Source organism: Paenibacillus sp. P13VS (genome assembly GCF_015143645.1).
Taxonomy (GTDB): domain Bacteria; phylum Bacillota; class Bacilli; order Paenibacillales; family Paenibacillaceae; genus Paenibacillus; species Paenibacillus xylanilyticus_A.
Genome location: NZ_WYEV01000003.1, coordinates 1 through 22,475 on the forward strand (window position 1 = coordinate 1; position 22,475 = coordinate 22,475).

At 44.7% G+C, this 22,475-nt stretch carries 20 protein-coding genes and 1 pseudogene; 17 read left to right on the forward strand and 4 right to left on the reverse strand.

Annotated features, from left to right (window positions below; translation table 11 throughout):
- A partial coding sequence (locus tag GUA98_RS05110) for an IS3 family transposase (RefSeq protein ID WP_193721675.1) occupies positions 1–273 on the forward strand: 273 nt, incomplete at its 5' end.
- Between the two features lie 217 nt (positions 274–490).
- Positions 491–1,327 carry an alpha/beta fold hydrolase gene (locus GUA98_RS05115; RefSeq protein ID WP_193722256.1) on the forward strand — a complete coding sequence of 279 codons (837 nt, stop codon included), beginning with the start codon at positions 491–493 and terminating at the stop codon, positions 1,325–1,327.
- Between the two features lie 90 nt (positions 1,328–1,417).
- On the opposite strand, the gene metE is transcribed toward GUA98_RS05115, so the two are convergent.
- The gene (gene metE / locus GUA98_RS05120; RefSeq protein ID WP_193722257.1) at positions 1,418–3,712 is read right to left on the reverse strand and encodes a 5-methyltetrahydropteroyltriglutamate--homocysteine S-methyltransferase; all 2,295 of its coding nucleotides are present in this window, start codon (positions 3,710–3,712) and stop codon (positions 1,418–1,420) included.
- 229 nt (positions 3,713–3,941) lie between these two features.
- Between metE and GUA98_RS05125 the strand changes: the two genes are divergently transcribed.
- Both GUA98_RS05125 and GUA98_RS05130 read left to right on the forward strand, forming a co-directional pair.
- Entirely contained in the window at positions 3,942–4,145 is a 204-nt protein-coding gene (locus GUA98_RS05125) for a DUF6366 family protein (RefSeq protein WP_193722258.1), read from the forward strand.
- A gap of 116 nt (positions 4,146–4,261) precedes the next feature.
- Positions 4,262–4,735, forward strand: coding sequence for a GNAT family N-acetyltransferase (locus tag GUA98_RS05130; protein ID WP_193722259.1), 474 nt, complete (start codon positions 4,262–4,264; stop codon positions 4,733–4,735).
- A gap of 259 nt (positions 4,736–4,994) precedes the next feature.
- Here GUA98_RS05130 and GUA98_RS05135 read toward each other — a convergent pair whose 3' ends face one another.
- Both GUA98_RS05135 and GUA98_RS05140 read right to left on the reverse strand, forming a co-directional pair.
- The gene (locus GUA98_RS05135; protein ID WP_193722260.1) at positions 4,995–7,319 is read right to left on the reverse strand and encodes an MMPL family transporter; all 2,325 of its coding nucleotides are present in this window, start codon (positions 7,317–7,319) and stop codon (positions 4,995–4,997) included.
- Positions 7,320–7,361: 42 nt separating this feature from the next.
- Positions 7,362–7,973, reverse strand: a complete 612-nt coding sequence (locus tag GUA98_RS05140) for a TetR/AcrR family transcriptional regulator (RefSeq protein ID WP_227779428.1) — start codon at positions 7,971–7,973, stop codon at positions 7,362–7,364.
- Positions 7,974–8,268: 295 nt separating this feature from the next.
- On the opposite strand from GUA98_RS05140, the gene GUA98_RS05145 reads away from it, so the two are divergent.
- The 9 genes and pseudogenes from GUA98_RS05145 to GUA98_RS05185 all read left to right on the forward strand — a co-directional run bounded on the left by GUA98_RS05145 (position 8,269) and on the right by GUA98_RS05185 (position 17,730).
- Positions 8,269–9,231, forward strand: a complete 963-nt coding sequence (locus GUA98_RS05145; protein WP_227779429.1) for an ROK family protein — start codon at positions 8,269–8,271, stop codon at positions 9,229–9,231.
- 37 nt (positions 9,232–9,268) lie between these two features.
- Positions 9,269–9,841 carry a sugar O-acetyltransferase gene (locus GUA98_RS05150; RefSeq protein WP_193722261.1) on the forward strand — a complete coding sequence of 191 codons (573 nt, stop codon included), beginning with the start codon at positions 9,269–9,271 and terminating at the stop codon, positions 9,839–9,841.
- 222 nt (positions 9,842–10,063) lie between these two features.
- Positions 10,064–11,533, forward strand: coding sequence for a sensor histidine kinase (locus GUA98_RS05155; RefSeq protein WP_193722262.1), 1,470 nt, complete (start codon positions 10,064–10,066; stop codon positions 11,531–11,533).
- A 5-nt stretch (positions 11,534–11,538) separates the two neighbouring features.
- Positions 11,539–12,231, forward strand: coding sequence for a response regulator transcription factor (locus tag GUA98_RS05160; protein ID WP_193722263.1), 693 nt, complete (start codon positions 11,539–11,541; stop codon positions 12,229–12,231).
- A 119-nt stretch (positions 12,232–12,350) separates the two neighbouring features.
- The gene (locus tag GUA98_RS05165) at positions 12,351–13,859 is read left to right on the forward strand and encodes an S-layer homology domain-containing protein (RefSeq protein WP_193722264.1); all 1,509 of its coding nucleotides are present in this window, start codon (positions 12,351–12,353) and stop codon (positions 13,857–13,859) included.
- Between the two features lie 9 nt (positions 13,860–13,868).
- Positions 13,869–14,570 (forward strand): ankyrin repeat domain-containing protein, encoded by a 702-nt coding sequence (locus GUA98_RS05170; RefSeq protein ID WP_193722265.1) that lies wholly within the window; start codon positions 13,869–13,871, stop codon positions 14,568–14,570.
- 806 nt (positions 14,571–15,376) lie between these two features.
- Positions 15,377–15,854, forward strand: a pseudogene (locus tag GUA98_RS05175) (GNAT family N-acetyltransferase).
- A gap of 138 nt (positions 15,855–15,992) precedes the next feature.
- Positions 15,993–16,451: an NUDIX hydrolase gene (locus tag GUA98_RS05180; protein ID WP_193722266.1), complete on the forward strand. Its 459-nt coding sequence runs from the start codon at positions 15,993–15,995 to the stop codon at positions 16,449–16,451.
- 247 nt (positions 16,452–16,698) lie between these two features.
- Positions 16,699–17,730: a phosphotransferase enzyme family protein gene (locus GUA98_RS05185; RefSeq protein ID WP_193722267.1), complete on the forward strand. Its 1,032-nt coding sequence runs from the start codon at positions 16,699–16,701 to the stop codon at positions 17,728–17,730.
- 38 nt (positions 17,731–17,768) lie between these two features.
- Here the strand turns inward: GUA98_RS05185 and GUA98_RS05190 are convergent, their stop codons facing one another.
- Entirely contained in the window at positions 17,769–18,107 is a 339-nt protein-coding gene (locus GUA98_RS05190) for a winged helix-turn-helix transcriptional regulator (RefSeq protein ID WP_153978407.1), read from the reverse strand.
- A gap of 105 nt (positions 18,108–18,212) precedes the next feature.
- On the opposite strand from GUA98_RS05190, the gene GUA98_RS05195 reads away from it, so the two are divergent.
- The 4 genes from GUA98_RS05195 to GUA98_RS05210 all read left to right on the forward strand — a co-directional run bounded on the left by GUA98_RS05195 (position 18,213) and on the right by GUA98_RS05210 (position 22,367).
- Entirely contained in the window at positions 18,213–19,127 is a 915-nt protein-coding gene (locus tag GUA98_RS05195; RefSeq protein WP_193722268.1) for an arginase family protein, read from the forward strand.
- Between the two features lie 109 nt (positions 19,128–19,236).
- On the forward strand, positions 19,237–19,743 hold the full coding sequence (locus tag GUA98_RS05200; RefSeq protein WP_193722269.1) for a GNAT family N-acetyltransferase: 507 nt from the start codon (positions 19,237–19,239) through the stop codon (positions 19,741–19,743).
- Between the two features lie 247 nt (positions 19,744–19,990).
- The gene (locus tag GUA98_RS05205) at positions 19,991–20,743 is read left to right on the forward strand and encodes a response regulator transcription factor (protein ID WP_193722270.1); all 753 of its coding nucleotides are present in this window, start codon (positions 19,991–19,993) and stop codon (positions 20,741–20,743) included.
- Positions 20,712–22,367, forward strand: coding sequence for a sensor histidine kinase (locus GUA98_RS05210; RefSeq protein ID WP_193722271.1), 1,656 nt, complete (start codon positions 20,712–20,714; stop codon positions 22,365–22,367). Before GUA98_RS05205 ends, GUA98_RS05210 begins: the two co-directional genes overlap by 32 nt.
- The last annotated feature ends 108 nt before the right edge of the window (positions 22,368–22,475 follow it).

Sequence of the window (22,475 nt, forward strand, 5' to 3'; positions counted from 1 at the left end):
TTTCAATATACGTCGAAGCCATTTAACCGTAAACTAAACCAGCTCGGCATGCTAGGCAGTCACTCCAGGCGTGGAAATTGCTTAGATAATGCCTGTATTGAATCTTTTTTCTCTCATTTAAAGACGGAGAAAATTTATTTGAATAAGGCAGCAAACAAAGCAGAGGTTGAACAGCAAGTGAGTGAATACATATTGTTTTACAACCAAAACCGATTTCAGAAAAAACTAAACGACCGCTCCCCGGTAGAATACCGGGAAACGGCCGCAGCTTAAATCTTGTCTTTTTTTGTACTGTCTACTTGACAGGGTTATGACCAAGCAGGCGGCTTTTTTGCTGAAATGACAGGTGTCATTTCGAAGGTTTTTCGCTGCATTCAGTTCAAATGGCATACTCCATCTAATACTTGGGTACGATTGACAATTCACATTTGCATATGTAACAATTAAATAGTAACAAACAAAAATATAATAACTAACGGAGGGATTTTCCTTGGCTAAAGTAAATGTAGGCGAAGAGAATGCACAACCAATCGAACTGTACTATGAAGATCATGGCGCGGGAAAACCCATCATCCTTATTCATGGATGGCCTTTGAGCGGACGATCCTGGGAGAAGCAAGTACCTGCCCTGATCGAAGCAGGCTACCGGGTTATTACTTATGACCGTCGCGGCTTTGGTCAGTCTTCCCAGCCTTGGGATGGTTATGAATATGATACCTTTGCTTCGGATTTACATAAATTGATTTTGCACCTTGATCTGCACGATGTTACACTGGTCGGGTTCTCCATGGGAGGCGGCGAGGTAGCTCGCTATGTCGGAACTTATGGAACTGAACGTATTTCCAAAGCTGTATTTGCGGGAGCAGTTCCTCCTTATCTCTATATAACCGAAGACAATCCTCAAGGTGGATTGGATGATGCAACGATTGCAGAATTCCAAAATGGCGTAAAAGGGGATCGCCTCGCATTCCTGGATGGTTTCACAACTAACTTTTTCACTGCAGGAGACCGTAAGGACCTCGTGAGCGAACCATTCCGCATCTATAACCGGGATATCGCAGCTCTGGCTTCCCCTAAAGGAACATTGGATTGTATTGCTGCGTTTGCTCTTACCGATTTCCGTCAGGATCTGGAAAAATTCAATATTCCGACACTGGTTATCCATGGTGATTCCGATGCCATCGTTCCATTGGAAGTGAGTGGACAACGCACCCATGAATCGATCCCTGGCAGCCGTCTGGTGGTTGTAGAAGGTGGACCACACGGATTTAATGCGACTCACCCTGAACAATTTAATGCTGCATTGATTGATTTTTTACAGGGCTAAGGTTAACTGGACTGAAGGCTTCTGAAAAAAGCACGAAATAAAAAAGAGCAGGACACCCCATATGAAGGAGGGGCGTCCTGCTTTTTCAATTTATACCGCTTTGCTGACATGATGTTGTTCACGAGCGATTTGGGTCGCCTGAACCATGTTGCGCAAGGAAGCAACTGTTTCTTCATGTCCACGGGTTTTCAGGCCGCAATCGGGATTAATCCAGAACAGCTTGGGATCCAGCACACGCAGGGCGCGCTCAATCATGGTTGTCATTTCTTCCACGCTCGGGATACGAGGACTATGGATATCGTACACACCCAGGCCAATGCCGAGTTTGTACGTATTTAATTCAAAGCTGTGAATGAGCTCGCCGTGACTTCGTGATGTTTCTATGGAGATAACATCAGCATCCATGGCTTCAATGGAATCGATCATGTCATGGAATTCACAGTAACACATATGGGTATGAATTTGCGTTGTTTCATGTACCGTACATGTGGAGATGCGGAAAGCTTTGACCGCCCAGGCCAGATAATCGGCTTGCTCATTTGGCTTAAGTGGAAGGCCTTCACGAACAGCAGGTTCATCCACCTGGATCATGCCAATACCCGCCTGTTCGAGAGCCTCCACTTCCTGTCTGAGCGCATAGGCCAGCTGATAAGCAATGTGCTCGCGCGGAATATCATCCCGGACAAAGGACCAGTTCATAATGGTTATGGGTCCAGTCAGCATGCCTTTTACCGGTCGCTGGGTCTGCGACTGAGCATACTTGGTTTCTTCAACCGTCATTGCCTGAACAAACGCAACATCACCGAAAATGATTGGTGGTTTTACACAACGGGAACCGTAGGATTGGACCCAGCCATACTGGGTGAAGGCAAATCCTGCGAGTTTCTCACCGAAAAATTCCACCATATCTGTACGCTCAAATTCTCCGTGAACGAGGACGTCCAGTCCGATCTCTTCCTGAATTTGAATCCAGGCATCAATTTGCTCGCGAATAAATTGGATATATTGCTCGTTGCTCAACTCACTCTTGCGCCATAGCTGCCGGATCTTGCGTACCTCTGCCGATTGAGGAAAACTGCCGATCGTGGTTGTCGGTAAAAGAGGCAGCTTCCATTTTTCCTGCTGAGCAATATGACGTTTAGCGAACGGGAGAGAGCGCACTGGCTCTTGTATACGCAGTTCTGCAACAGCCTGCTGCACGTCAATGCGATTACGTTCTTGAGACTGCTTAAGAGGCAGCAGCGCCTGATCTGCATGATCAATCGCCTCCAGAATGTCGGCTTGTCTTGATGTGCATGCTTTTGTCAGAAGAGCAACTTCCTTCAGCTTCTCATCTGCAAAGGCGAGCGAGCTCTTGAGCGCAGGGTGGAGGTTCGACTCGCGTTCTGTCGTAACAGGCACATGCAGCAGACTGCAGGACGATTGCACAATGAGACGTTCAGGTGCGACCTGTTCAATCAGCACATCAAGCAGGGACAGTTTCTCTTGAAGTGAAGCCTTCCAGATTCCGCGACCATCAATAATGCCTGCGCCCAAAACCTTGTCAGCAGGGAAGCCATTGGTCTTAATGGATTGCAGGTTGCCCGAGAGCCCATGGACGAAATCCAGTCCAATTCCTTGTACCGGAAGGGTAATAATGTCGCTATAATTCTCCATCGATTCAAAGTAAGTCTGTAATAAAATGTTCAAGTTAGGGACTGCGGCTGCAAACGTCGTATAGATATTTTGCAAAAGCTGTAAGTCATCCTTGCTTAATTCCGTAACCAGAACAGGTTCGTCCATCTGAACCCACTGTACACCTTCTTCTGCAAGTTCCTGAAGCACCTGCGTGTAGAGTGGAAGCAAACGTTCCAGCCAGGTCTCCGTCTCGGATTTGTCGTAACCCTTGGAGAGCTTCAGGAAGGTTAAAGGTCCGACGATCACCGGCTTGCCTTCAATCCCGAGCTTCTCTTTGGCTTCGCGATAAGCGATAAGAGGTTTATTTTCGGTAAGTACGGGAGTTACATCATTCAGCTCCGGGACAATATAATGATAGTTGGTGTTGAACCATTTCGTCATTTCGCTGGCTGCAGCATCCTTGGTGCCTCGTGCGATGCCATAATATACGGACAAAGGAACGACACCGCCATCATATGTAAATCGTTTGGGAACGATCCCGAACATCACCGCAGTATCAAGAATGTGATCATAATAACTGAAGTCGTTGACTGGAATGAGATCGATTCCTTGATCATGCAGCTTGCGTAAATGGTCTAACCGAATCTCCTGTAAACGGGTGTGAAACGTGGCTTCATCCAGCTTGCCTGACCAGAAGGCTTCCAGAGCTTTTTTCCATTCTCGATCAGCGCCAATTCGCGGGTAACCCAATACACTGCTTTTAGTCATTTTCATAACCCCTCTTCAAATGTGTTACAGAAAAGTTATCACAGTTGTGAAGTTATAACGTAATTCCATTAAATTATATCTAGCTATAGCTTGAAACTATATCAGACGTGCGGAGATTGGTGGAAAAAAATTGGAAGTTTACTCCATATGGTATGATTGCCTAAATGTATACACAAACATTGACTCTGATGAGAGTATGTCATCGATCTGAACCAATGGAGGGGAAATGATGAATAAAGATCGAGAAACTCCCGAGATGATCAGAGAGCGACTACAACGAGAAGAGCAGCGTGATCATGCTGCGGGTACGTTCAAGAACGGATTGGATCGTGCTCAATTCGGTAATCTGGGGGAACTGGCCAGCAGTCTGGGATGGATAGGTACAGGCGTGGTTATCGTAGTAATTATTGCAGTTTTTGTATGGTTGAAATAATTTTTTGCTTATACAAAAGATCTATCAATGGAATGATTGACGCTGGGATCAACAGGTGTTATTTTATACACATCCGTAATACCAATAAAACCAATAGAGTAAAGGGGATTTGGCATATGTCGTTGGTTGTACAAGCGGCTGCTGAGGACGTACGCAGTGAGGATTCAGTACAGTTAATCCGGGAATTAAGCAGTGAGCTGGGCTTGTTATACGGCGGGGATGGAACTGCAGGCTTTCAACCATCGGATGTCGAAGCGCCTCGTGCTGCTTTTATTGTAGCCAGACTGGATGGGTATCCGGTAGGGTGCGGAGCCATTAGGCCGCTGGATGATCAATCCGTTGAGGTGAAGCGTATGTACACCAGGCCCGGTTATCGTCGAAAAGGCGTTGCTCAGGCCATACTTGCGGAAGCCGAGCGCCTTGCTGCGGAATTTGGTTATACCAATCTGAAGCTTCAGACAGGGCCACTTCAGCCAGAAGCTGCAGCGCTTTATGAAAGGGTAGGGTATTACAGCATTCCGATATTTAGTGGAGACTGGGACAGAGTTCTGGCTTTTCAGAAAGACCTGGTGCATCAGCGAGTGAATTGAAATGGTTGAAGTAATGAACAAACATACTCTGTGAACACGTTATAAATAATTGAATTGAATAAATATTGCTTATCCGAGTACAAAAAAATGCACATAAATAAAGCACCTTCAAGGCCTTTTTAAGCTTGTCGCATGACAAGTGATGGCCAAGAAGGTGCTTTATTTTAGTTTGAAAACGAATAATAAACAAAACAAACGTTGTAAATATAACGTACTTAATTAGTCAAGTAATGACGCAATAGACAGGTGAAATCCTATCCTATTTGACTTGCTGTTTTTCTTTTGAATTCAGTTCAGCAATGAGCTTGTCACCTTCAACATCGAGGTTGGGAAGCGAGCGATCCAGCCATTTTGGCAGCCACCAGGCTTTATCACCAAAGAGAGACATGACTGCAGGAACCAGCGCCATCCGAACAACAAATGCATCAATCAGAATGCCCAAGGCCAAGGCGAATCCGATCTGCTTAATCATAATATCATGTGTGAAAATAAAGCCTGCAAATACAGAAACCATGATAATGGCAGCTGCAACCACAACGCGGCTGGCCATCTGATAGCCATTCATAATGCTTTGGTTACCACGATTTCCGTGTACATAGGATTCTCTCATCGAAGAAACAAGGAAGACCTGATAATCCATGGCCAGACCGTAGAGAATTCCTGTTACCATGATTGGGATGAAACTGAGCAGAGGACCGCCCGTGTCAAAATCAAACAACGCTTTTGCCCAACCCCACTGGAATACGGCAGTGGTCAGACCGAATGTAGCCAGAATACTAAGCAGGAATCCAATCGTTGCCTTGATCGGAACCAGGATGGAGCGGAAGACCAGAAGCAGGATGACCAGAGACAGGATAACGATAATTCCGATATATACCGGGAAGACTTCAGCCAATTTGGCTGACATATCAATATTGACCGCTGTAAGTCCGGTAACGCCAAGCTTCATATCGTAATTGGTTGCAATGATAGAGTCGGGCGAACGCAATTCTTCAACCAGCTGTTTGGTTGCCGCATCGGTTGGACCCGAATCTGGAATAAGACTTAGGATGGCCATTTTGCCATCTTCACTCACACCTGCTGGTGTAATGACAGAGACATGTTCAAATTGTTGCAGATCCTGGGCTATGGCGCCCAATGTTTGTAATGATACGGTTTGGGAAGTGTCCGTAGGTTCCGCAACAATGAGTAGGGGACCGTTGAATCCTTCGCCAAAACCTTTTGTGATAGCATCGTAGCTTTGCCGTGCAGTCGTATCCAGGTTAGCGGTAGCGCCAGAAGGCATCCCCAGTTCCATTTTGGCAACCGGGATTGCAGCCGTACCCAGAACGACAATAACAGCTACAATGACAAGCCAGCGGAATTTAACGACACCAGAGATCCAGCGATTTGCAAACCCGTTTGATTTTTTGTGTGCGTTGGCCTGATTTTTCTCTCTTGCTTTACGAGAACAGATTCGCTCACCCAGGAGACCCAACAAGGCCGGGAGAAGCGTAAGGGCAATCAGCACACTGAATAGTACGGTAACCGAGGCGACGATAGCCATCATGCTCAGGAAGGTGATACCGATAACCAACATTCCACAAAGTGCAATGATCACCGTTAATCCAGCAAAGAACACGGCACTGCCTGCTGTTCCTACAGCTCTGCTGGCCGCTTCGCGTGCATTCAGATTCTGGTCGAAAATCAGTCTACGCTGACGATTGACAATGAATAATGCATAGTCAATACCAACAGCAAGCCCGATCATGAGAGCGAGTACAGGCGTAAAGGATGTCATGCTGACAAAGTTGGAGACTGCAAATGCTCCACCAACACCAGCCGCGACCCCAAACAGGGCAATGACAATCGGCAAACCTGCGGCAACAACCGATCCCAGTGTCATGAACAACACAATTGCCGCAATGACCAATCCGTAGATTTCGTTGGTTCCAATCGGTATGCCCACTTCTTTCAGGGAATCACTTGGCAAAACCGAGATGTTTGTATCTTGTTCGGCTTCGCTTACTGCATTTATAACCGAATCCGTGACACCTTTAGGCAGAGAGTTTTGCTGCACTGTGAATTGGAACTGGAACAGCGCAACATCTCCAGCATTTGAGATTAACACGCCAGGTACTGGCATTCCTTCAATCATGAGTGGTCCATAAGGAGGCAGGTTGCTTGGATCCGCACTTTGCTCGCCTGCTCCAGCAGCACTTTGACTGGCCTGTTGCTGCATAGCTGAAGCATCCGCGCCACTAGCAGCAGCGAGCTCAGCAGGGTTAATAACATAATCCAGTTTGTAAACTTCACTTACGGCCTTACTGATGGCCGCCAAATTCTCAGGCGTATCCAAACGCTCGCCTTCAGGGATATTAAAGATTACGCTGCCCTGACCACCAGAGGCTTGAGGAAGCTCCTTCTCCAATTTGTCCAAGACGTTCTGGGATGCGGTTCCTTCAAGTTTGATGTCTGAAGACACGTGCACACCGTTTATGCCAAGCGCCGTTCCGACAATACCGAGCACCAAAATCCAACCCATAATGAAATACCACGGTTTATCGTAAGCCGTTTTCCCCAGCCTGTAGAGTAATTTTGACATCGAATTGATTTCTCTCCTTCTATCTCTAATGTTCGCCTTTTTCTAAAATCCATCTCGCAAATACGTAAACATCGAATCGATGTACTCATCGAATGAAATCAATTCTTCCTCATCTCCTGAAGGAAGCCCGGGAAGTTGTACGCGTACACTCCCATCCAGCATCGGGATAATTGCCGCACAAACAGCACCAGCAAGAAAGTGATTATACCCTGCCGGGTAACGATCTCCGAATAGTTCACTTAACATCAATTTAGCACCGTTTTGCAAGCGATTCAGCAGGGTAAGCGTATGAGGCATTAAGCTTGGATAGGTCTTTGACAGTTCCAAAATCTGATAAATTCGGCGAAGGACTTCTTCAGTCAACTGCATCTTAATGAACTGATACATTACCTCAAGCGGAGTTGTATCTTCAGGCAGCTGACTGATCATTTCGAAGTATTCCTCCATCCTGTGAAAGTGCTCACCGGCCATGACCACGGCTTCTTCCTTACAGGAAAAATGATTGGCGAACGTTCTTCGCGAGTATCCTGCCCGCTGCACAACATCCTCAACCACAAACCCGTCCATTCCATGCTCTAATGCGAGTTGGAATGCAGCTTCAGATAGGGCGCTTGCAGTCGCTTCCTTTTTAATGGCGCGCAAACTCTGTTTCAAATAGTCTCACCTCCAGTTCCTCAATGGATTTGTGAATGGTTCTATCATATCAATTCATTGCCCATTGTGCAATTTTACCCAAAGTGTAATTTTGCGCAAAAGGAAGTTATTCTTTGTTAAGATTATGTTTGATGAAATTGGTGGACAGCGTTGTTAAAATCAATTATGTTAATACTTAACGAAAGTATTTCCATAAGTGTGAGAGGTGAGAAGGATTACCAAAGGACCTATTACGAACAACACCATGCGAGTGAAGAAGATGAATGAGGAATTGGTGCGGCAAACATTAAGGACAATGAGACAAGGTACCAAATCCATGGTTGCACAAGCAACAGGGTTGAGTGTCGCTACCTGCCGCAGCATATTAATTGACCTCATGAATGCAGGTGAACTTGTGGAACTGGACATGGAGGAATCGAGTGGGGGCAGGCCCGCTCAGATTTATAAGTACAACGAAAACTATGCCTACATCGTTTGTCTCATCGTGAAGGCAGGAGTCAACCATCACTCCATCACGTATGGAGTGGTTAATCTGGCAGGGGAGACTGTGGAAAAAGGGGAGCTGCATACGGAGACAGATCAAATGAATGAAGCAATCATCGTTCAGCTGATTGATCGCCTCATCGATAACCATCCGCAGATCCGAGCTGTGGGTATCGGTGTTCCAGGTGCTGTTCATCGAGGCATAATCAATGTGTCGGATATCCCTAACCTGGTCAATGTTCCACTGGCCGATTCCATCCGAGAAAGACATGGGGTCGAGGTTATTGTAGAGAACGACATGAACCTGACGGTGTACGGTCTATATCAGAAACAGGAATACGAAGATGAGGAGTCTATTATTGTCGCGACCTTCATTGAAGGCTCCTTACCTGGTGCAGGAATCATGATTGATGGGCATATTCACAGGGGGAACACCCAGTTTGCCGGAGAGATCGCCTTTTTGCCACTTGGCCTTTCCCATGATGAGCAATTCATGTTACTCCATAATCGAGATACGTTCCATACACTTGCTGCACGTTCAGTATCAAGTCTGATAGCCGTAATGAACCCCGAGACCCTTGCATTGACTGGCACGTTGGTACAGCCGGAGGATGTAGAGATTATTCGGAATGAATGCTTGAAGTACATACCAGAGATGCATATGCCTCAGATGAGACTATTGAATGACCCAGATGAGAATTATATGTTTGGATTAATATCAATGACTCTGGAAAGCCTCTCATATTCGCTGCAGCTTGTGGAAAAACGGAGGTAACGTGAACTATTACAATACGGAGAGGGATGCTGGATATATGGATACAAAAACGGAAAAACAGAAGATGCTCGCTGGAGAGCTCTATAAAGCTTGGGACCCTGAACTGACGCGTGATCGAGCGTACGCAAGACGGATGACTCGTATGTATAATCAGAGTACCGAAACGGATGAGGAACTTCGAACAGATATCTTGAAAAAATTGTTGGGATCAACGGGTGAGCACTTAAGCATGGAGCCTAACATCCGTTTTGATTATGGCTACAATATCCATGTGGGTGATCACTTCTACACCAATTTCGATTGCACCATCTTGGATGTGTGTGAGGTAAGAATCGGCAGTCACTGCTTGTTTGGGCCTGGAGTTCATATTTATACGGCGACACACCCGATTGATCCTTTGGAGAGAAATGAAGGCCCCGAATATGGTAAGCCGGTAACAATCGGAGACAACGTGTGGGTAGGCGGACGAGCAATCATTAATCCTGGAGTCACCATTGGCAATAATGTAGTTATTGCATCCGGAGCTGTGGTAACCAAGGACGTTCCAGACAATGTGGTTGTTGGAGGAAATCCAGCCAAGGTGATCAAGAACATTGAAGTTTCGCAATAATCTCCTATGCTGTAATAAAAGCTGAGAACACATATCTATGTAACAGCTTGTTGGTATGAGATTCGTGAAAAACAGCTAAATCTGCATGATGGGATGATAGAATTAAATTAAAGCCGATATGGAGAGCTTCCATATTGGCTTTTTTGCATCTGGGCAATTGAATCCATCTTGTGTTAACATGTGCACTAACTAATCCTATACCATGCTTATAAAGGGGAACCCATGTCCATTCGAATAAAGATGCTGCTGTCCTTCACGGGCATGCTCGTGATAAGTCTGCTGTTTATTCTGCTTACGGCAAGTCTGTACACGATTGCGGCAACAGGAGATCTGCAGAGTTTTCGTGATATTTATAAGGTGCATTATCAGATCAATCCACTGACTGAACAGGGAGAATCGATCTTTCAAGAGATGAAGTTTATGGCCAAAAATGAACCGGATGAACTGCAAAACAAAGATTTGCTGCGTGAATATGACATGAAACTTCGAGCCGAGAAGTCAGGTCTCTATGTCAGACGCGAGAACAGCCAGATCTTCGAATCGCTGACCTTCAACCAGCCTGAACTGAAGCAGGCACTGCCTGCCTATGATCTGAACAACTATCAGATACGCAGTACGTTTAATATTGGTGAACGCTTTTATGCCTATGCTAAATTTGACTTTAAGTATACGGACGGGGAACGGGGAAGCATCTTCGTCATTCGTGAACGGAGTCCTTTTGCCGAACTGACCCGTAAGCTGCTGCCCGTGATGTCACTCCTGCTCATCGGGGTGCTCATTATTGCCAATCTGCTGCTGTTCCGCTGGATTACTCGCAGCTTCATTAAACCATTGAATCAGCTGAAGAACTCTGCAGAGCAGATTAAGGAAGGGAATCTCTCCTTCAAGCTTCAGCTTCATTCCAATGACGAGGTTGGCCAGCTCAGCGAAGCGTTTGAGAGCATGCGGAATCAACTGCAGCGTTCCAATGAACTAAGGCAGCAGGACGAAGCCAATCGCAAAGAGCTCATCTCCAACATTTCGCACGATCTCCGGACACCGATCACCAACATTAAAGGCTATATTGAGGGCATTCGTGATGGAGTGGCAAATACACCGGAGAAAATGGAGACTTACGTTAATATCATTCATTCGAAGGCAGTCAGCATGGATAAGTTGGTGGACGAGTTGTTCCTCTATTCCAAGCTGGATTTAAATCAGGAGCCTTTCCTGTTCAAGGTCGTTGACCTTGTTGATTTCCTTGAAGACAGCATTGAAGAACTTAGATACGATCTGGAGGATAACGGGGTCGCACTCGATTGGGATAACCAGTCGTCAGGTCCAGTTATGGCTTCAGTGGATCTCGATAAATTAAAACGGACTGTCGTTAATGTAGTCGATAATGCACTGAAGTATATGGAGAATGAACACAAACGATTCGGCATTACACTTCAAGCAGATAACGAATGGATTACGATGGCGTTTAAGGATAATGGCAAGGGGATACCGGAAGAGGCGTTGCCTCACATCTTCGAGCGTTTCTATCGGGCAGAGCAATCTCGCAATTCCTCGACAGGGGGAAGCGGACTAGGACTTGCAATCGCTCGTCAGATTATCGATGGACACGGAGGATTCATCTGGGCAGACAGTATGGCTGGTGAAGGTACAACGATTTATATTCAATTGAAAAGGCTTATGGAACAGGGGGAGTAGCGGGAGTGACAAGCATATTAATCATTGAGGACGAAACAACCATTGCCGAACTTGAACGGGATTATTTTGAGCTTAACGGATTCACTGTGGAGCTCTGTCATAATGGAGAGGAAGGCTTGAAGCTGGCTCTGGAGGGAGAGTACAGTTTGATCATTGTTGATCTGATGCTTCCGGGGCTCGACGGCTTCGAATGCTGCAGGCGCATTCGTGAGGTGAAGGAAGTACCGATTCTTGTCGTCTCCGCAAAAAAAGAGGAGATTGATAAGATCAGAACCTTTAATTTGGGAGTCGATGATTTTATTACAAAACCGTTCAGCCCAAGCGAGTTGGTTGCTAGAGCTAAGGCTCATCTAACCCGCTACGAGAGACTGCTGAGCATGAGCAAACCGGTTGAGCAGGATGAGATTCACATTCGCGGACTTCATATCGACAAAGGATCACGCCGCGTTTTCTTGAACGGGGAAGAGGTCGCGATTACAACCAAGGAATTCGATCTCCTTGTATTTTTGGCGAGTCATCCGAACCGTGTGTTCAGTAAATCCGATCTGTTCGAGCGGATCTGGGGCATGGATTCCAGCGGAGATATAGCAACAGTTACTGTTCATATTCGCAAGCTGCGCGGTAAACTGGAAACATATCCCAAAAATCCGGATTACATTGAAACCGTATGGGGTGCGGGCTACCGGTTTACGGTTTAAGTTTCGGGAAAAATTAGTTTCTGTTTATATTTTGTTAATCATTTTGACCTTGGGAGTTTCTTTTTGTCCTCTATTCTATAGATACAGGCAAGAACAACCTATAGAGGAGGAATTCAACCATGAATCCGACAACCCGAAAAATCGCTGCATTTCTGACCATATCTGCATTAGGTACAGCAGTATTCCCGCTTGCTGCGAACCAAGTACATGCAGCTACATACGTTACAAACGTTGCCGCAACAACGGCACAGCTTAGCAGTCAACAGATCGAAGCGGCCATCAAGGAATTAAACAGCTTGGGAATCATGAATGGATATGCCGATCAATCCATGGGTGAACAAAGAGCCATTACCCGCGCAGAACTAGCTTCACTGGTGTACAAAACCTTCAGTCTGGAAGACAAGACTGGAGAAAGCGTAGAACTAACGGACGTTAATCCGGCTGCATGGTATGCACCTTATGCAACAAAGCTCGTTGAACTGGGCATCATGGAGGCAAATGACGGTCAATTCAATCCACAAAGCCAAGTCTCCGATGCAGAACTTGAGCAGGTTGTATCCAAAGCGATGCAGCGTGACGTGAAATCCGTTCACCATTGGATGAGCACTTTCTATGCCGAGAACGGGTCGTCTACTCGCGGCGAAACAGCGGTGCTGCTGAACACGGCCCGCCAAGCCATTCCTTCGGAGCAGGCTCAGATTGAGAGTGTCAGATCGCTGAATGCCATTACGTTAATCGTGACTTTTAATAAACCACTTACAGCAGCAGATGAAGTATTTGCCAAAGCACAAACGGATTTTGCGCTAAGTGGCGGGTTGACGTTAACCAATATGCCTCGCCTGAAAACAGGATCCATTGCAACTTACATCGTTCCAACGTCTGTTCAAAAAGCTGGTGAGGTGTATAACCTTACTTATAAAGGGCAAGATGCGGGTTCCTTCGAAGGCAGTGGAACAAAATTAAACATGACGAAGGTTAGCCAAGTCACGAACGATACGTTCGAGATTGAAGCATTGCGGGAAAACGGAGTCGTTGATTATGGCTATATTATTTCGGCTTACAGCGGTGGCCGAGGAGCTAATGCATTCGTGCTGGATGACAAGGAACAAGCTGGAGGACAAACGTATCAGATTATCTCATCCATGCAGGCAAGACAAGTGATTATTACGCCGGAAGGCGGAGAACCGATCGTTGCCAGATACGTTCCGTTTACGCAATCAACAGACGGCAAACAAGAACCGAAGTTCAGATTGCCTGAAGGACAAACGCTGCAATCTGGTGTCCAATATACCGTATCTTCGGATTGGACGAATATCGATAAGGCAACATTCACGGCACAATCATTTGATGCGCTGCAAGTTGCAAGTGCACAGGCTGTGAGTGAAACCTCCATTGAAGTTACACTTGCACAAGATCCTGGGGATGAGCTGATTTCGGGCCGAAGCGTAACGTTAACCTCCCCGAGCGGTGACACCCTGACGGCAACCTACAAATATTCAAGCCGGAAAGGCGCAACAGGAGTTTTCGACCTCGTTAACGATGGCAAGTTGAATCCGGATACGACATATGAAATCGGCCCAGTGGGTGATTGGAGTGTCGCTTCAGAGATAACCGTTACGCTACAGTAAGGAGGCACTATGAGTAAGTCAATCCTGATCGCTATTCTTATCAGCACAATGTTCGTCGTCCAAGGCTGTGCTCCAGCAGAAAATAACAACTCCACGGTGGAGGAGCAGGCAGTTTCTCTGAATGAACAGCTTCTAGAAGCAGCAGGGGAATCAGATCATGAGAGGATTGAAAGGCTAATTCAAGAGGGTGCCGATATCAATGCTCAAGATGATAGCGGAAGAACAGCTGCCATGATTGCGACTTACAACAATGATCTGGCAATGGCTCAATTGCTGATTGAGGCTGGAGCAGATGTTAACATTCAGGACGATATAAAGAATAACCCGTTTCTGTACGCTGGCGCTGAAGGCTACTTGGATATTTTGAAGCTCACGATAGAGGCGGGAGCCGACCCAGCGATGACGAATCGATATGGAGGAACAGCGCTGATTCCCGCTGCAGAGCACGGATATGTGGATGTGATACGGGAGCTTCTGACTCAAACTTCAGTAGATGTGAATCATGTGAATCGATTAGGCTGGACGGCGTTGCTTGAAGCGATCCTATTGAATGATGGGAATACACGGCAGCAGGAAACGATCCAGCTGCTCATTGACCATGGAGCAGATGTGAATCTTGCGGATGGTGATGGTGTATCGCCTTTAAATCATGCCAAGAAAAAGGGGTTCAAGGAAATCGAGGAGATTCTGCTTCAGGCTGGTGCGAAATAGAGTATATGGGAATATCGATAATATGAAAAGAAACAACATAGCAACGTAGAATGTGAATTATCTATTGTGCATATGATTGTAGAAGAAGTCGCCGATATGGCGGCTTTCTTTGTTTTAGGGATAGAAGTTTGAAGTTTGAAATGAATACAGGCCAAATTACTTCGTTTCACGAATTCGGAATCGTAAATGTCAGCGCTGTGTAGGTTACTTATATCTTTTCATTTATAAAAATATATCTTTATTGGTGTAATATGGGTTATCATTTGAGAAGATTGAATCTCGCGGTGTGAATTTTAGGCGGAAAGGAACGGGAAAGTGGAAAGAACATTTAATACGGTTTATTCAAGAGTGAAACGGAATTTGATAACCATGACCTTATTGGGGATTTTTTGTGTATTTAATCTCAACATCAGCGATGAGCGGTGGTCTAAAATTTTTTACGCGTTTTTGATTATGTACATCATGATATATATCATTGTGCTGTTAAAAATGTTATTTACGAAACTAACGTTTACGTTCGGAACAGATTACGTTGTTTCCTCGAAGGGAAAGAAATTCGAAGCTTCTCAAATCAAGTGTATCTACATGAATAACCAGAGAATTGGTTTCAAACTGCATGGCCGGTGGTTAGTGCCAATGGAATTATGTTTCTTTTTTGATAAGAATGAAGAACGCGAAGGGTTACAGCAGCTTCACCAATGGGCAGAGCACAATAAGTTAGAAGTGAAAAGGAGATTCTTTCAGACATTGACGTAGTATTCAGTTCAATAAGATCTGACAATCCGTAAGAGAGGGACTAATCAATCGTGATTACGCTCAGAAAAATTACATTAGATAAACCGACGTACGATCTTTAACTTGGAGGTTGCAGAAGAGCAGCAAAAATATGTGGCATCCAATCTTTCAAGTGTAGCTTCGTGTTATGTTTTAGCGACCAATGGAGGCTCGCCTTTTCCATTTGCAATCTACGCAGATGAACAACCTGTTGGGTTTGTAATGATAACGTATGGAATTACCGGTTATGATCTCCCCAACATCGCTCATAGTAACTACTGCATATTACGGCTCATGATCGACAAGCAACACCAGAATCAAGGATATGGCCGTGCGGCAATGCTGGAGGTAATTGAATTCATTTGCACTTTTCCGGCCGGTCCTGCCAAACTTTGTTGGATTCCCTATAGCCCAGATAACCTGGCTGCGAAGAAGTTATATGAGAGTTTAGGCTTCGACGAGAACGGTGAAGTGTGTCACGGTGAGCTTATAACGGTATTAGAACTCTGAAATTTATTGTACTCGTTATCTCCTTAATAGGAGAAACAGATCGGTTACTTGGCGATCTTTTAAAGAACAAATTGAGTATTGTACTCATCATAAAGATCCGTTTGTGGTTGAGTTCAATCACTAGAGAGCGGAGGGACCATGGATTATATAAAATGGATCAGAAGCAAGGTCGGAAATGATATGATTATTCTAAATTTTTCAGGCGCAATAATTGAGAATGAGGCACAAGAGATTCTACTTCAGAGAAGACGGGATCGAAATGCGTGGGGGTTTCCCGGAGGCGCAATGGAACTGGGAGAATCAGCGGTAGAAACAGCAGTTAGAGAAATAAAAGAGGAAACAGGTCTACTCATATCCATAGGGGAACTCGTTGGCGTATATACAAAGTATTTTGATGAATATCCTAATGGAGATAAGGCTCAGACCATTGCATTTATGTATCATGGAAAAGTGATCGGAGGACATTTAGCTGCCTGTAATGAAGAGAGTCTTGAGTTAAAATTTTTCCATCCTGAATTCATGCCGGAGTTGTTTAACCAGCAGCACAGAGATGCTTTTGACGACTTTAAAAATAACCGTATAGGGGTTACTAGATAGCCTGATGATATGAAGTTACATAAGATCTTATCGTATAAGACAATCTTTTTAATATGCCTGAAAGATAAAACCATGACAGTCCTAATGTCATGGTTTTTCTCATGGTTTGAGGAATATATGAATCCTCCTGACAGGTAAAAATCAATTTCTAATGAAACGTTACCTATATCCCAAACAACAGGATACCTATAATTATCATATGAGAAACATGACCAATTTAACGAATCAAGAGGAGTGAAGAAAACAAATGAAAGACATTTTTCGCTATGACACGATGGAAGAAAGGAAATCTCTGCTGGCTAGAGCAAGAAATGTGGCACTAACTGCATTACAGCAGTATGATCTGGCGTGGGAACGCATTCAGTATATACATTTATCCGATACAATCACGTACAAAGTTGAAACAAGTACACCCGATTCTTATTTGCTTCGAATTCATTCTGATCGTTGGAGCAAGGAAGAAATACAATCCGAACTTCAATTTCTTCAGTCCTTAGATGCAGTGGATGACATTCATGTCCCAGTGGGGATCTCTTCCCTTACAGGCTCTTATGTAGTAGAGGTGGATACAATTGAGGGATATAGACGACCGTATGTTACGGTGATGAAATGGGTGGAAGGGGAGCATGTAAAGGGTGAATTGTCGGGAGCTATTGTAACGAGAATGGGAGAAATGATGGCAAAGCTTCATGAAGCTGTTTCGGGCTTTACCTTACCTTCCAACTTCGTACGTCCGGTCTGGGGAGCAGATTCTTTTCGAAGTGAGCTGGTGAAGCTAGAACGTTATTATAACCGATTTTTGTCCGATCAAGCCTGGACGGAATATCAACATGCTGTCGAGAAAATATTAAGTAGACTTGCTGATATGAACAAAAATGAACAAAACTACGGAATGATTCATGCTGATTTGCACGCCGATAACATCGTTTTCAAGGATGGTTTACCGTATCCAATCGATTTTGGAAGATGTGGCTTTGGTTATTTTCTCTATGATCTGGCAGGCAGCTTAATTGGACTTTATCCCAGAGAACGAATGACTTTTATCCAAGGATACGAAAACGTGAGAAAACTGGGAACAGATTATCTTCCAGACTTGGAATGTTTCTTCATTATGTTCATGATAGAGAACTACTGTCATCACGCCTCTAATCCAGAAGAAACGTCAAATCTAATGGATGAACAACCCTATGCTCAAGCATTAATCAGAGAATTTTTAAAAGGAAACCCGTTTTTGTTTGTTCCGATTGAACCAGTGGACGTGCGGAAGGTTCAACAGTGAATGGCAAACAAGGGAATCATTGAATCGCTACATACGAGTTATGGTTGATTCCTAACTCCCCATTCACATAACTCTTCCATAATTGGCAGTAAGCTCTCTGCTTTGGCGGTGAGACTGTACTCGACCTTGGGTGGAACTTGCGGGTACTCCTTCCGGTTCACCAGACCATCGGCTTCCAACTCTTTGAGTTGTGAACTTAGCATTTTATAGGTTATCGCTCCAATTTGCCTCTTCAAGTCATTGAATCGAACGGTTTGACCTTCAGCCAAAAGGTAGAGGATCACCATCTTCCATTTACCTCCGATGACAGACACCGTATAACCAAAAGGGGTATCCTGAATGTTCTTCACTTTACCTTTATAGTCAGCCATGCTCATATGTACACTATCCTTCCGGGTAGTACCTATCATTAAAGTGCGTACTACGATTATATTTTCGTTCAGTTTATACTAGCCTTACTTTCAAGTAAAGGAGAGTATCACATGTCTACAAAAACGATACGCTTGCTCATGCCGCAATGGCAGGGGGGCAACAATCCTGACTATTCTTTTGGAGCCGAACTTCTAGCCTGGTTGGCACCAGATAATGATCAACCGCTTATTAAGGTACCCGTTCATGCTTATGATGGAACACCACTTGTGAAGGAAAACGGAATGAATGGAAGAACACAACTGCTGGAACAGCTGGAGGCTGCTGAGCATATTATCCAGGCTCACAAGCCGGATCGCATTGTTATGTTTGGCGGCGACTGTTTGGTCGAACAAGCACCCTTTGCCTATCTTAACGAACGATATGGAGGGGACCTTGGGTTAATTTGGATCGATGCTCACAGTGATCTGGTTCGATATGTTGGCTATGATAACGGACATACGCTGCCACTCGGGAATCTTCTGGGTGAGGGAGACGAGGAGTTCTCGAGACATGTGAAGGTTCCTTTGAAGCCCGAAAATATCTTTATGGCGGGATTGGCAGTTCCTACAGAACAAGAGATGGAAGTGATTTCGGAAGCATTTGAAAGAATGGGTGTATATTCTGAGGAATCTGATACAGAAGTCATTCAAAGACTGGGAATCAAAACAGCCGGAACAGAAGAGCTCTCGAGCAGCACAGAAGTGATTAAGAAATGGATTAGAGAAAGTGGAATCAAACATCTTGCCATTCACGTGGATCTGGATGTGCTGGACCCCCAAAAATTCCGCTCTCTACTATTTGCTAACCCTGACGAACCGTATGTTTTCTCACCTGCTGGAACCATGCAGTTACCTCAACTTCTGCATTTGCTTAAGGAGCTGTCTGAGGAAACTGAGGTCGTAGGTCTGGGGATAACCGAGCATATGCCGTGGGATGCGATTCATATGAGAGATCTGCTCAGTGAGATACCGATATTAAATACGTAAAGGTGCAAAGATTCGAACATAGGTGTGGCTAACATTCTATCGGAATATTTGATACGATGTAGGGAGTCTGAATGAATTTTGATAGAAAGCTAAGAAAGGCAGGCTGACCATGAATCTTATCTTTCCGAAAGTTAGCACACCCGAAGAGATCGCAGAGTTGTCCCGATTGGCCGCCGAGATTTGGCAGGAATACTACGTATCCATCATTACGCTTGAACAGATTGATTACATGATTCAACAATACCAATCGGTATCAGCTGTTACAGAACAAATTCAAAAGCAGGGCTATGAATATTATTTCATGCAGCGTGATAATTCGCCTGTCGGATATATGTCTGTAAGAGTAGAGGAAGGCAAAATGTTCCTGAGTAAGTTTTACATCGGCAGGGAACATAGAGGCCAAGGCTACGCCAGCCTGGCGTTCGCTTTTCTGGAGCAGCAATGTATAGAACGAGGCATTAAGCTGATCTGGTTGACGGTCAATCGCCATAACGAATCAAGTATTGCTGTCTATGAGAAAAAAGGGTTCCGGACTGTCCGGGAACAGGTTGCGGATATCGGCAATGGATTTGTGATGGATGATTTTGTTATGGAAAAGGTAATCCAGATATCCTAAACGAAGCTTTCGGGTCAGTTCAACAGGATGAGTTAGACAATGAATGATTTATGGATCATCATAAGAGGAGAAGTCGCTAAATAGCGGCTTTTTTTATTGGATAAGACACGGATAAGAAATTGCACATATAAATGAAAGCCCTTTCTTCATTCTGTGATATACTACGTTGTAACTGACAACCCATGAATAACGAAGAAATATATCTGCTGGTTATCCTCTCACTTTCACGCGCAAAGGAGATGTCTGGATGTTTAATGTTCTTGTTGTGGATGATGAGTGTGTTCAAAGAGAAGGAATCAAGGATTTGATCGCCCTGTATGGATTTCCTTTTCACATCCTGGAAGCAGAGAACGGTAAGAAAGCGGAGCAGCTATTGATACAAAATGCAATTGATATTCTGATTACCGATGTCAAAATGCCGCTTATGGACGGACTTGAACTTAGCAGGATCGCACGCAAAACACAGCAACATATCGATATCGTTATATGCAGCGGATACGATGAGTTTGAATACGCACGCAGTGCCCTAAGGCTCGGTGTCGTCAATTATTTGCTCAAACCACTTATGAAGGAAGAGTTTTTGCAGGTGATGGTGGATATTACGAAAATGAGTCCTTACGCTGGGATGCCTGAGCCTGAAACGATGGAAATGAAGGTGATCCGGCAGGTGAAGGACTATGTGAAGGATCATTATCAGAAAGATATCTCCCTAACAGAAGCAGCCCACGACGTCTACCTGTCCCCAGGATATTTAAGCATTCTGTTTAAGAAAGAAACCGGAGAGAACTTCTCCAAATATCTCACGGATTACCGGTTGAGCCGTGCGAGCCATCTGCTTGTTCACTCCAATATGAAAATTAATGATGTGGCAGTGGCTGTCGGCATCGACAACCATTCATATTTTGCCAAGCTGTTCAAAAACAAGTTCGGCGTTAGTCCGTTACAGTTCAGAGAGTGCGGGGTGCTTCATGATCGGATGGATCAAGAGCAGGTTCAATGATATCAAGTTCCGTAACAAATTATTGCTGTCTCATCTGGTCATTGCCCTCATTCCGATTCTTTTGCTGGGACTGCTCTCCTTCATTCAATCCTACCGTATTCAGATGAGAGAGCTGCGAAGCGAAGCTGAAGCAAGCCTGGAGCAGGTAGCCAGCATTATGGATTACAAAATCAATCGTTACAATACATTAAGTGAGTTTATCGTACTCAATCGGGATTTCTCTCAGATATTCACCAAAGACTATGATGAAAATTATTATCAGATGTACCTGGATTTTCGTGACATTATGGAGCCGTTGATCTCGAACATTAAATTGATGGATGATGATATTGAAGGGATCACCTTCTACACCTCAGGAGAGCTGCTCGGAATTCGCAATAATATTTTGCCCATAGGGGAGCTAAGGAGCAAGACGTGGTACGATGGTTTTCGGGGTAGACGCTGGATTGTGGACGGAGAGAAGCTCTACCTGGTTCAGGAACTGATCAGCAATCCCAAAGACAGCAACTTTATGGTCATATCCATACAGCATGACAGCATTTTTGGAGATCTGGATAATCTGTCTGAGCACGTATCCGTTCATATGGAAGATCCGGAACAACATATCATTTTTCAGGACAACAGAAAGCAGATTGGTGCAGTTGATTTGGAGAAAAGGGAAATAACAGACCTGAGTTTAAGTCGATCTCTTGCCAGCAATGGCTGGACGATCTATTACAATTTGCTGAATACCAATGCCTACGCGAATGCAATGAGCATTTTTCAAATCACGCTATTCGTCATCATCCTCAGTCTGATCATTACCTTTCTGCTTATATATATCATCTCCACTAACTTTACACGCCGAATTCTTCGCCTCAAGACCAAAGTCGACAAGGTGGAACGAAACAATCTGGATGTAATCATTCAGAGCTCCTCCCGTGATGAATTTGGTGAGCTGACGAATGGGATCGGGAAGATGCTCAGAAGGATCAACAGTCTGATCTCACAGGTCTATCGCGCCGAGATCGCCAAGAAGGAAAGTGAATATAACAGGCTGATTAGTCAGATTAATCCTCATTTTCTGTATAATACACTCTCATTTATCAGATGGAGGGCCGAGAAGAAGGCTGATATTGAAACAAGCTATATGGTATCTGCGTTAGCACGTTTCTACAGAACGACGTTGAATCAAGGAAGGCATATGACCACGATTGAGGCTGAGATTCAGCATATTAAGGCTTATCTGGACTTGCAGCTCATTATGAATGATGGTCTGTTTGACGTGGATTACGATGTTGACGAAGCGGTACAGCTGGAACAAATCATTCATTTTGTACTGCAGCCCATTGTGGAAAATGCCATTAAGCATGGTTTTGTAGAGGCAGAAGCGAAGGATTACGGCATTCAGATTACCGTTCGGCGAGTGAGTGAAGGCATTAGATTAGCTGTTACGGATAATGGCGTAGGCATGACCTCACAGCAGATCACACAGCTGTTAACCAGTGAAAATGGAGGCTGCGGTGTGCGCAATGTTAATGACCGAATGAAGCTCTACTACGGGCAGGACTATGGGCTCGTTATTCGTAGTGAACCCGGTTACGGAACAGAAGTATCCATGGTGATTCCGGCATCTTCACCGTAAGCAGCAGGAATGCTTCAAATAAAATGCTAAGAAACAAAGGCGGTTGCTGCGGCAGCCGCTTATTTGGTTTATGAGTTAGAAATTACTTGTTTAACACTATAGTTGAGG

Coding starts and splice junctions, on each gene's coding strand:
- GUA98_RS05130 (WP_193722259.1), top strand. CDS start 4,262: ATGTCGTTGGTTGTACAAGCGGCTGCTGAGGACGTACGCAGTGAGGAT.
- GUA98_RS05200 (WP_193722269.1), top strand. CDS start 19,237: ATGAATCTTATCTTTCCGAAAGTTAGCACACCCGAAGAGATCGCAGAG.
- GUA98_RS05195 (WP_193722268.1), top strand. CDS start 18,213: ATGTCTACAAAAACGATACGCTTGCTCATGCCGCAATGGCAGGGGGGC.
- GUA98_RS05190 (WP_153978407.1), bottom strand. CDS start 18,107: ATGAGCATGGCTGACTATAAAGGTAAAGTGAAGAACATTCAGGATACC.
- metE (WP_193722257.1), bottom strand. CDS start 3,712: ATGACTAAAAGCAGTGTATTGGGTTACCCGCGAATTGGCGCTGATCGA.
- GUA98_RS05205 (WP_193722270.1), top strand. CDS start 19,991: ATGTTTAATGTTCTTGTTGTGGATGATGAGTGTGTTCAAAGAGAAGGA.
- GUA98_RS05185 (WP_193722267.1), top strand. CDS start 16,699: ATGAAAGACATTTTTCGCTATGACACGATGGAAGAAAGGAAATCTCTG.
- GUA98_RS05150 (WP_193722261.1), top strand. CDS start 9,269: ATGGATACAAAAACGGAAAAACAGAAGATGCTCGCTGGAGAGCTCTAT.
- GUA98_RS05170 (WP_193722265.1), top strand. CDS start 13,869: ATGAGTAAGTCAATCCTGATCGCTATTCTTATCAGCACAATGTTCGTC.
- GUA98_RS05165 (WP_193722264.1), top strand. CDS start 12,351: ATGAATCCGACAACCCGAAAAATCGCTGCATTTCTGACCATATCTGCA.
- GUA98_RS05210 (WP_193722271.1), top strand. CDS start 20,712: ATGATCGGATGGATCAAGAGCAGGTTCAATGATATCAAGTTCCGTAAC.
- GUA98_RS05155 (WP_193722262.1), top strand. CDS start 10,064: ATGTCCATTCGAATAAAGATGCTGCTGTCCTTCACGGGCATGCTCGTG.
- GUA98_RS05145 (WP_227779429.1), top strand. CDS start 8,269: ATGAGACAAGGTACCAAATCCATGGTTGCACAAGCAACAGGGTTGAGT.
- GUA98_RS05180 (WP_193722266.1), top strand. CDS start 15,993: ATGGATTATATAAAATGGATCAGAAGCAAGGTCGGAAATGATATGATT.
- GUA98_RS05135 (WP_193722260.1), bottom strand. CDS start 7,319: ATGTCAAAATTACTCTACAGGCTGGGGAAAACGGCTTACGATAAACCG.
- GUA98_RS05125 (WP_193722258.1), top strand. CDS start 3,942: ATGAATAAAGATCGAGAAACTCCCGAGATGATCAGAGAGCGACTACAA.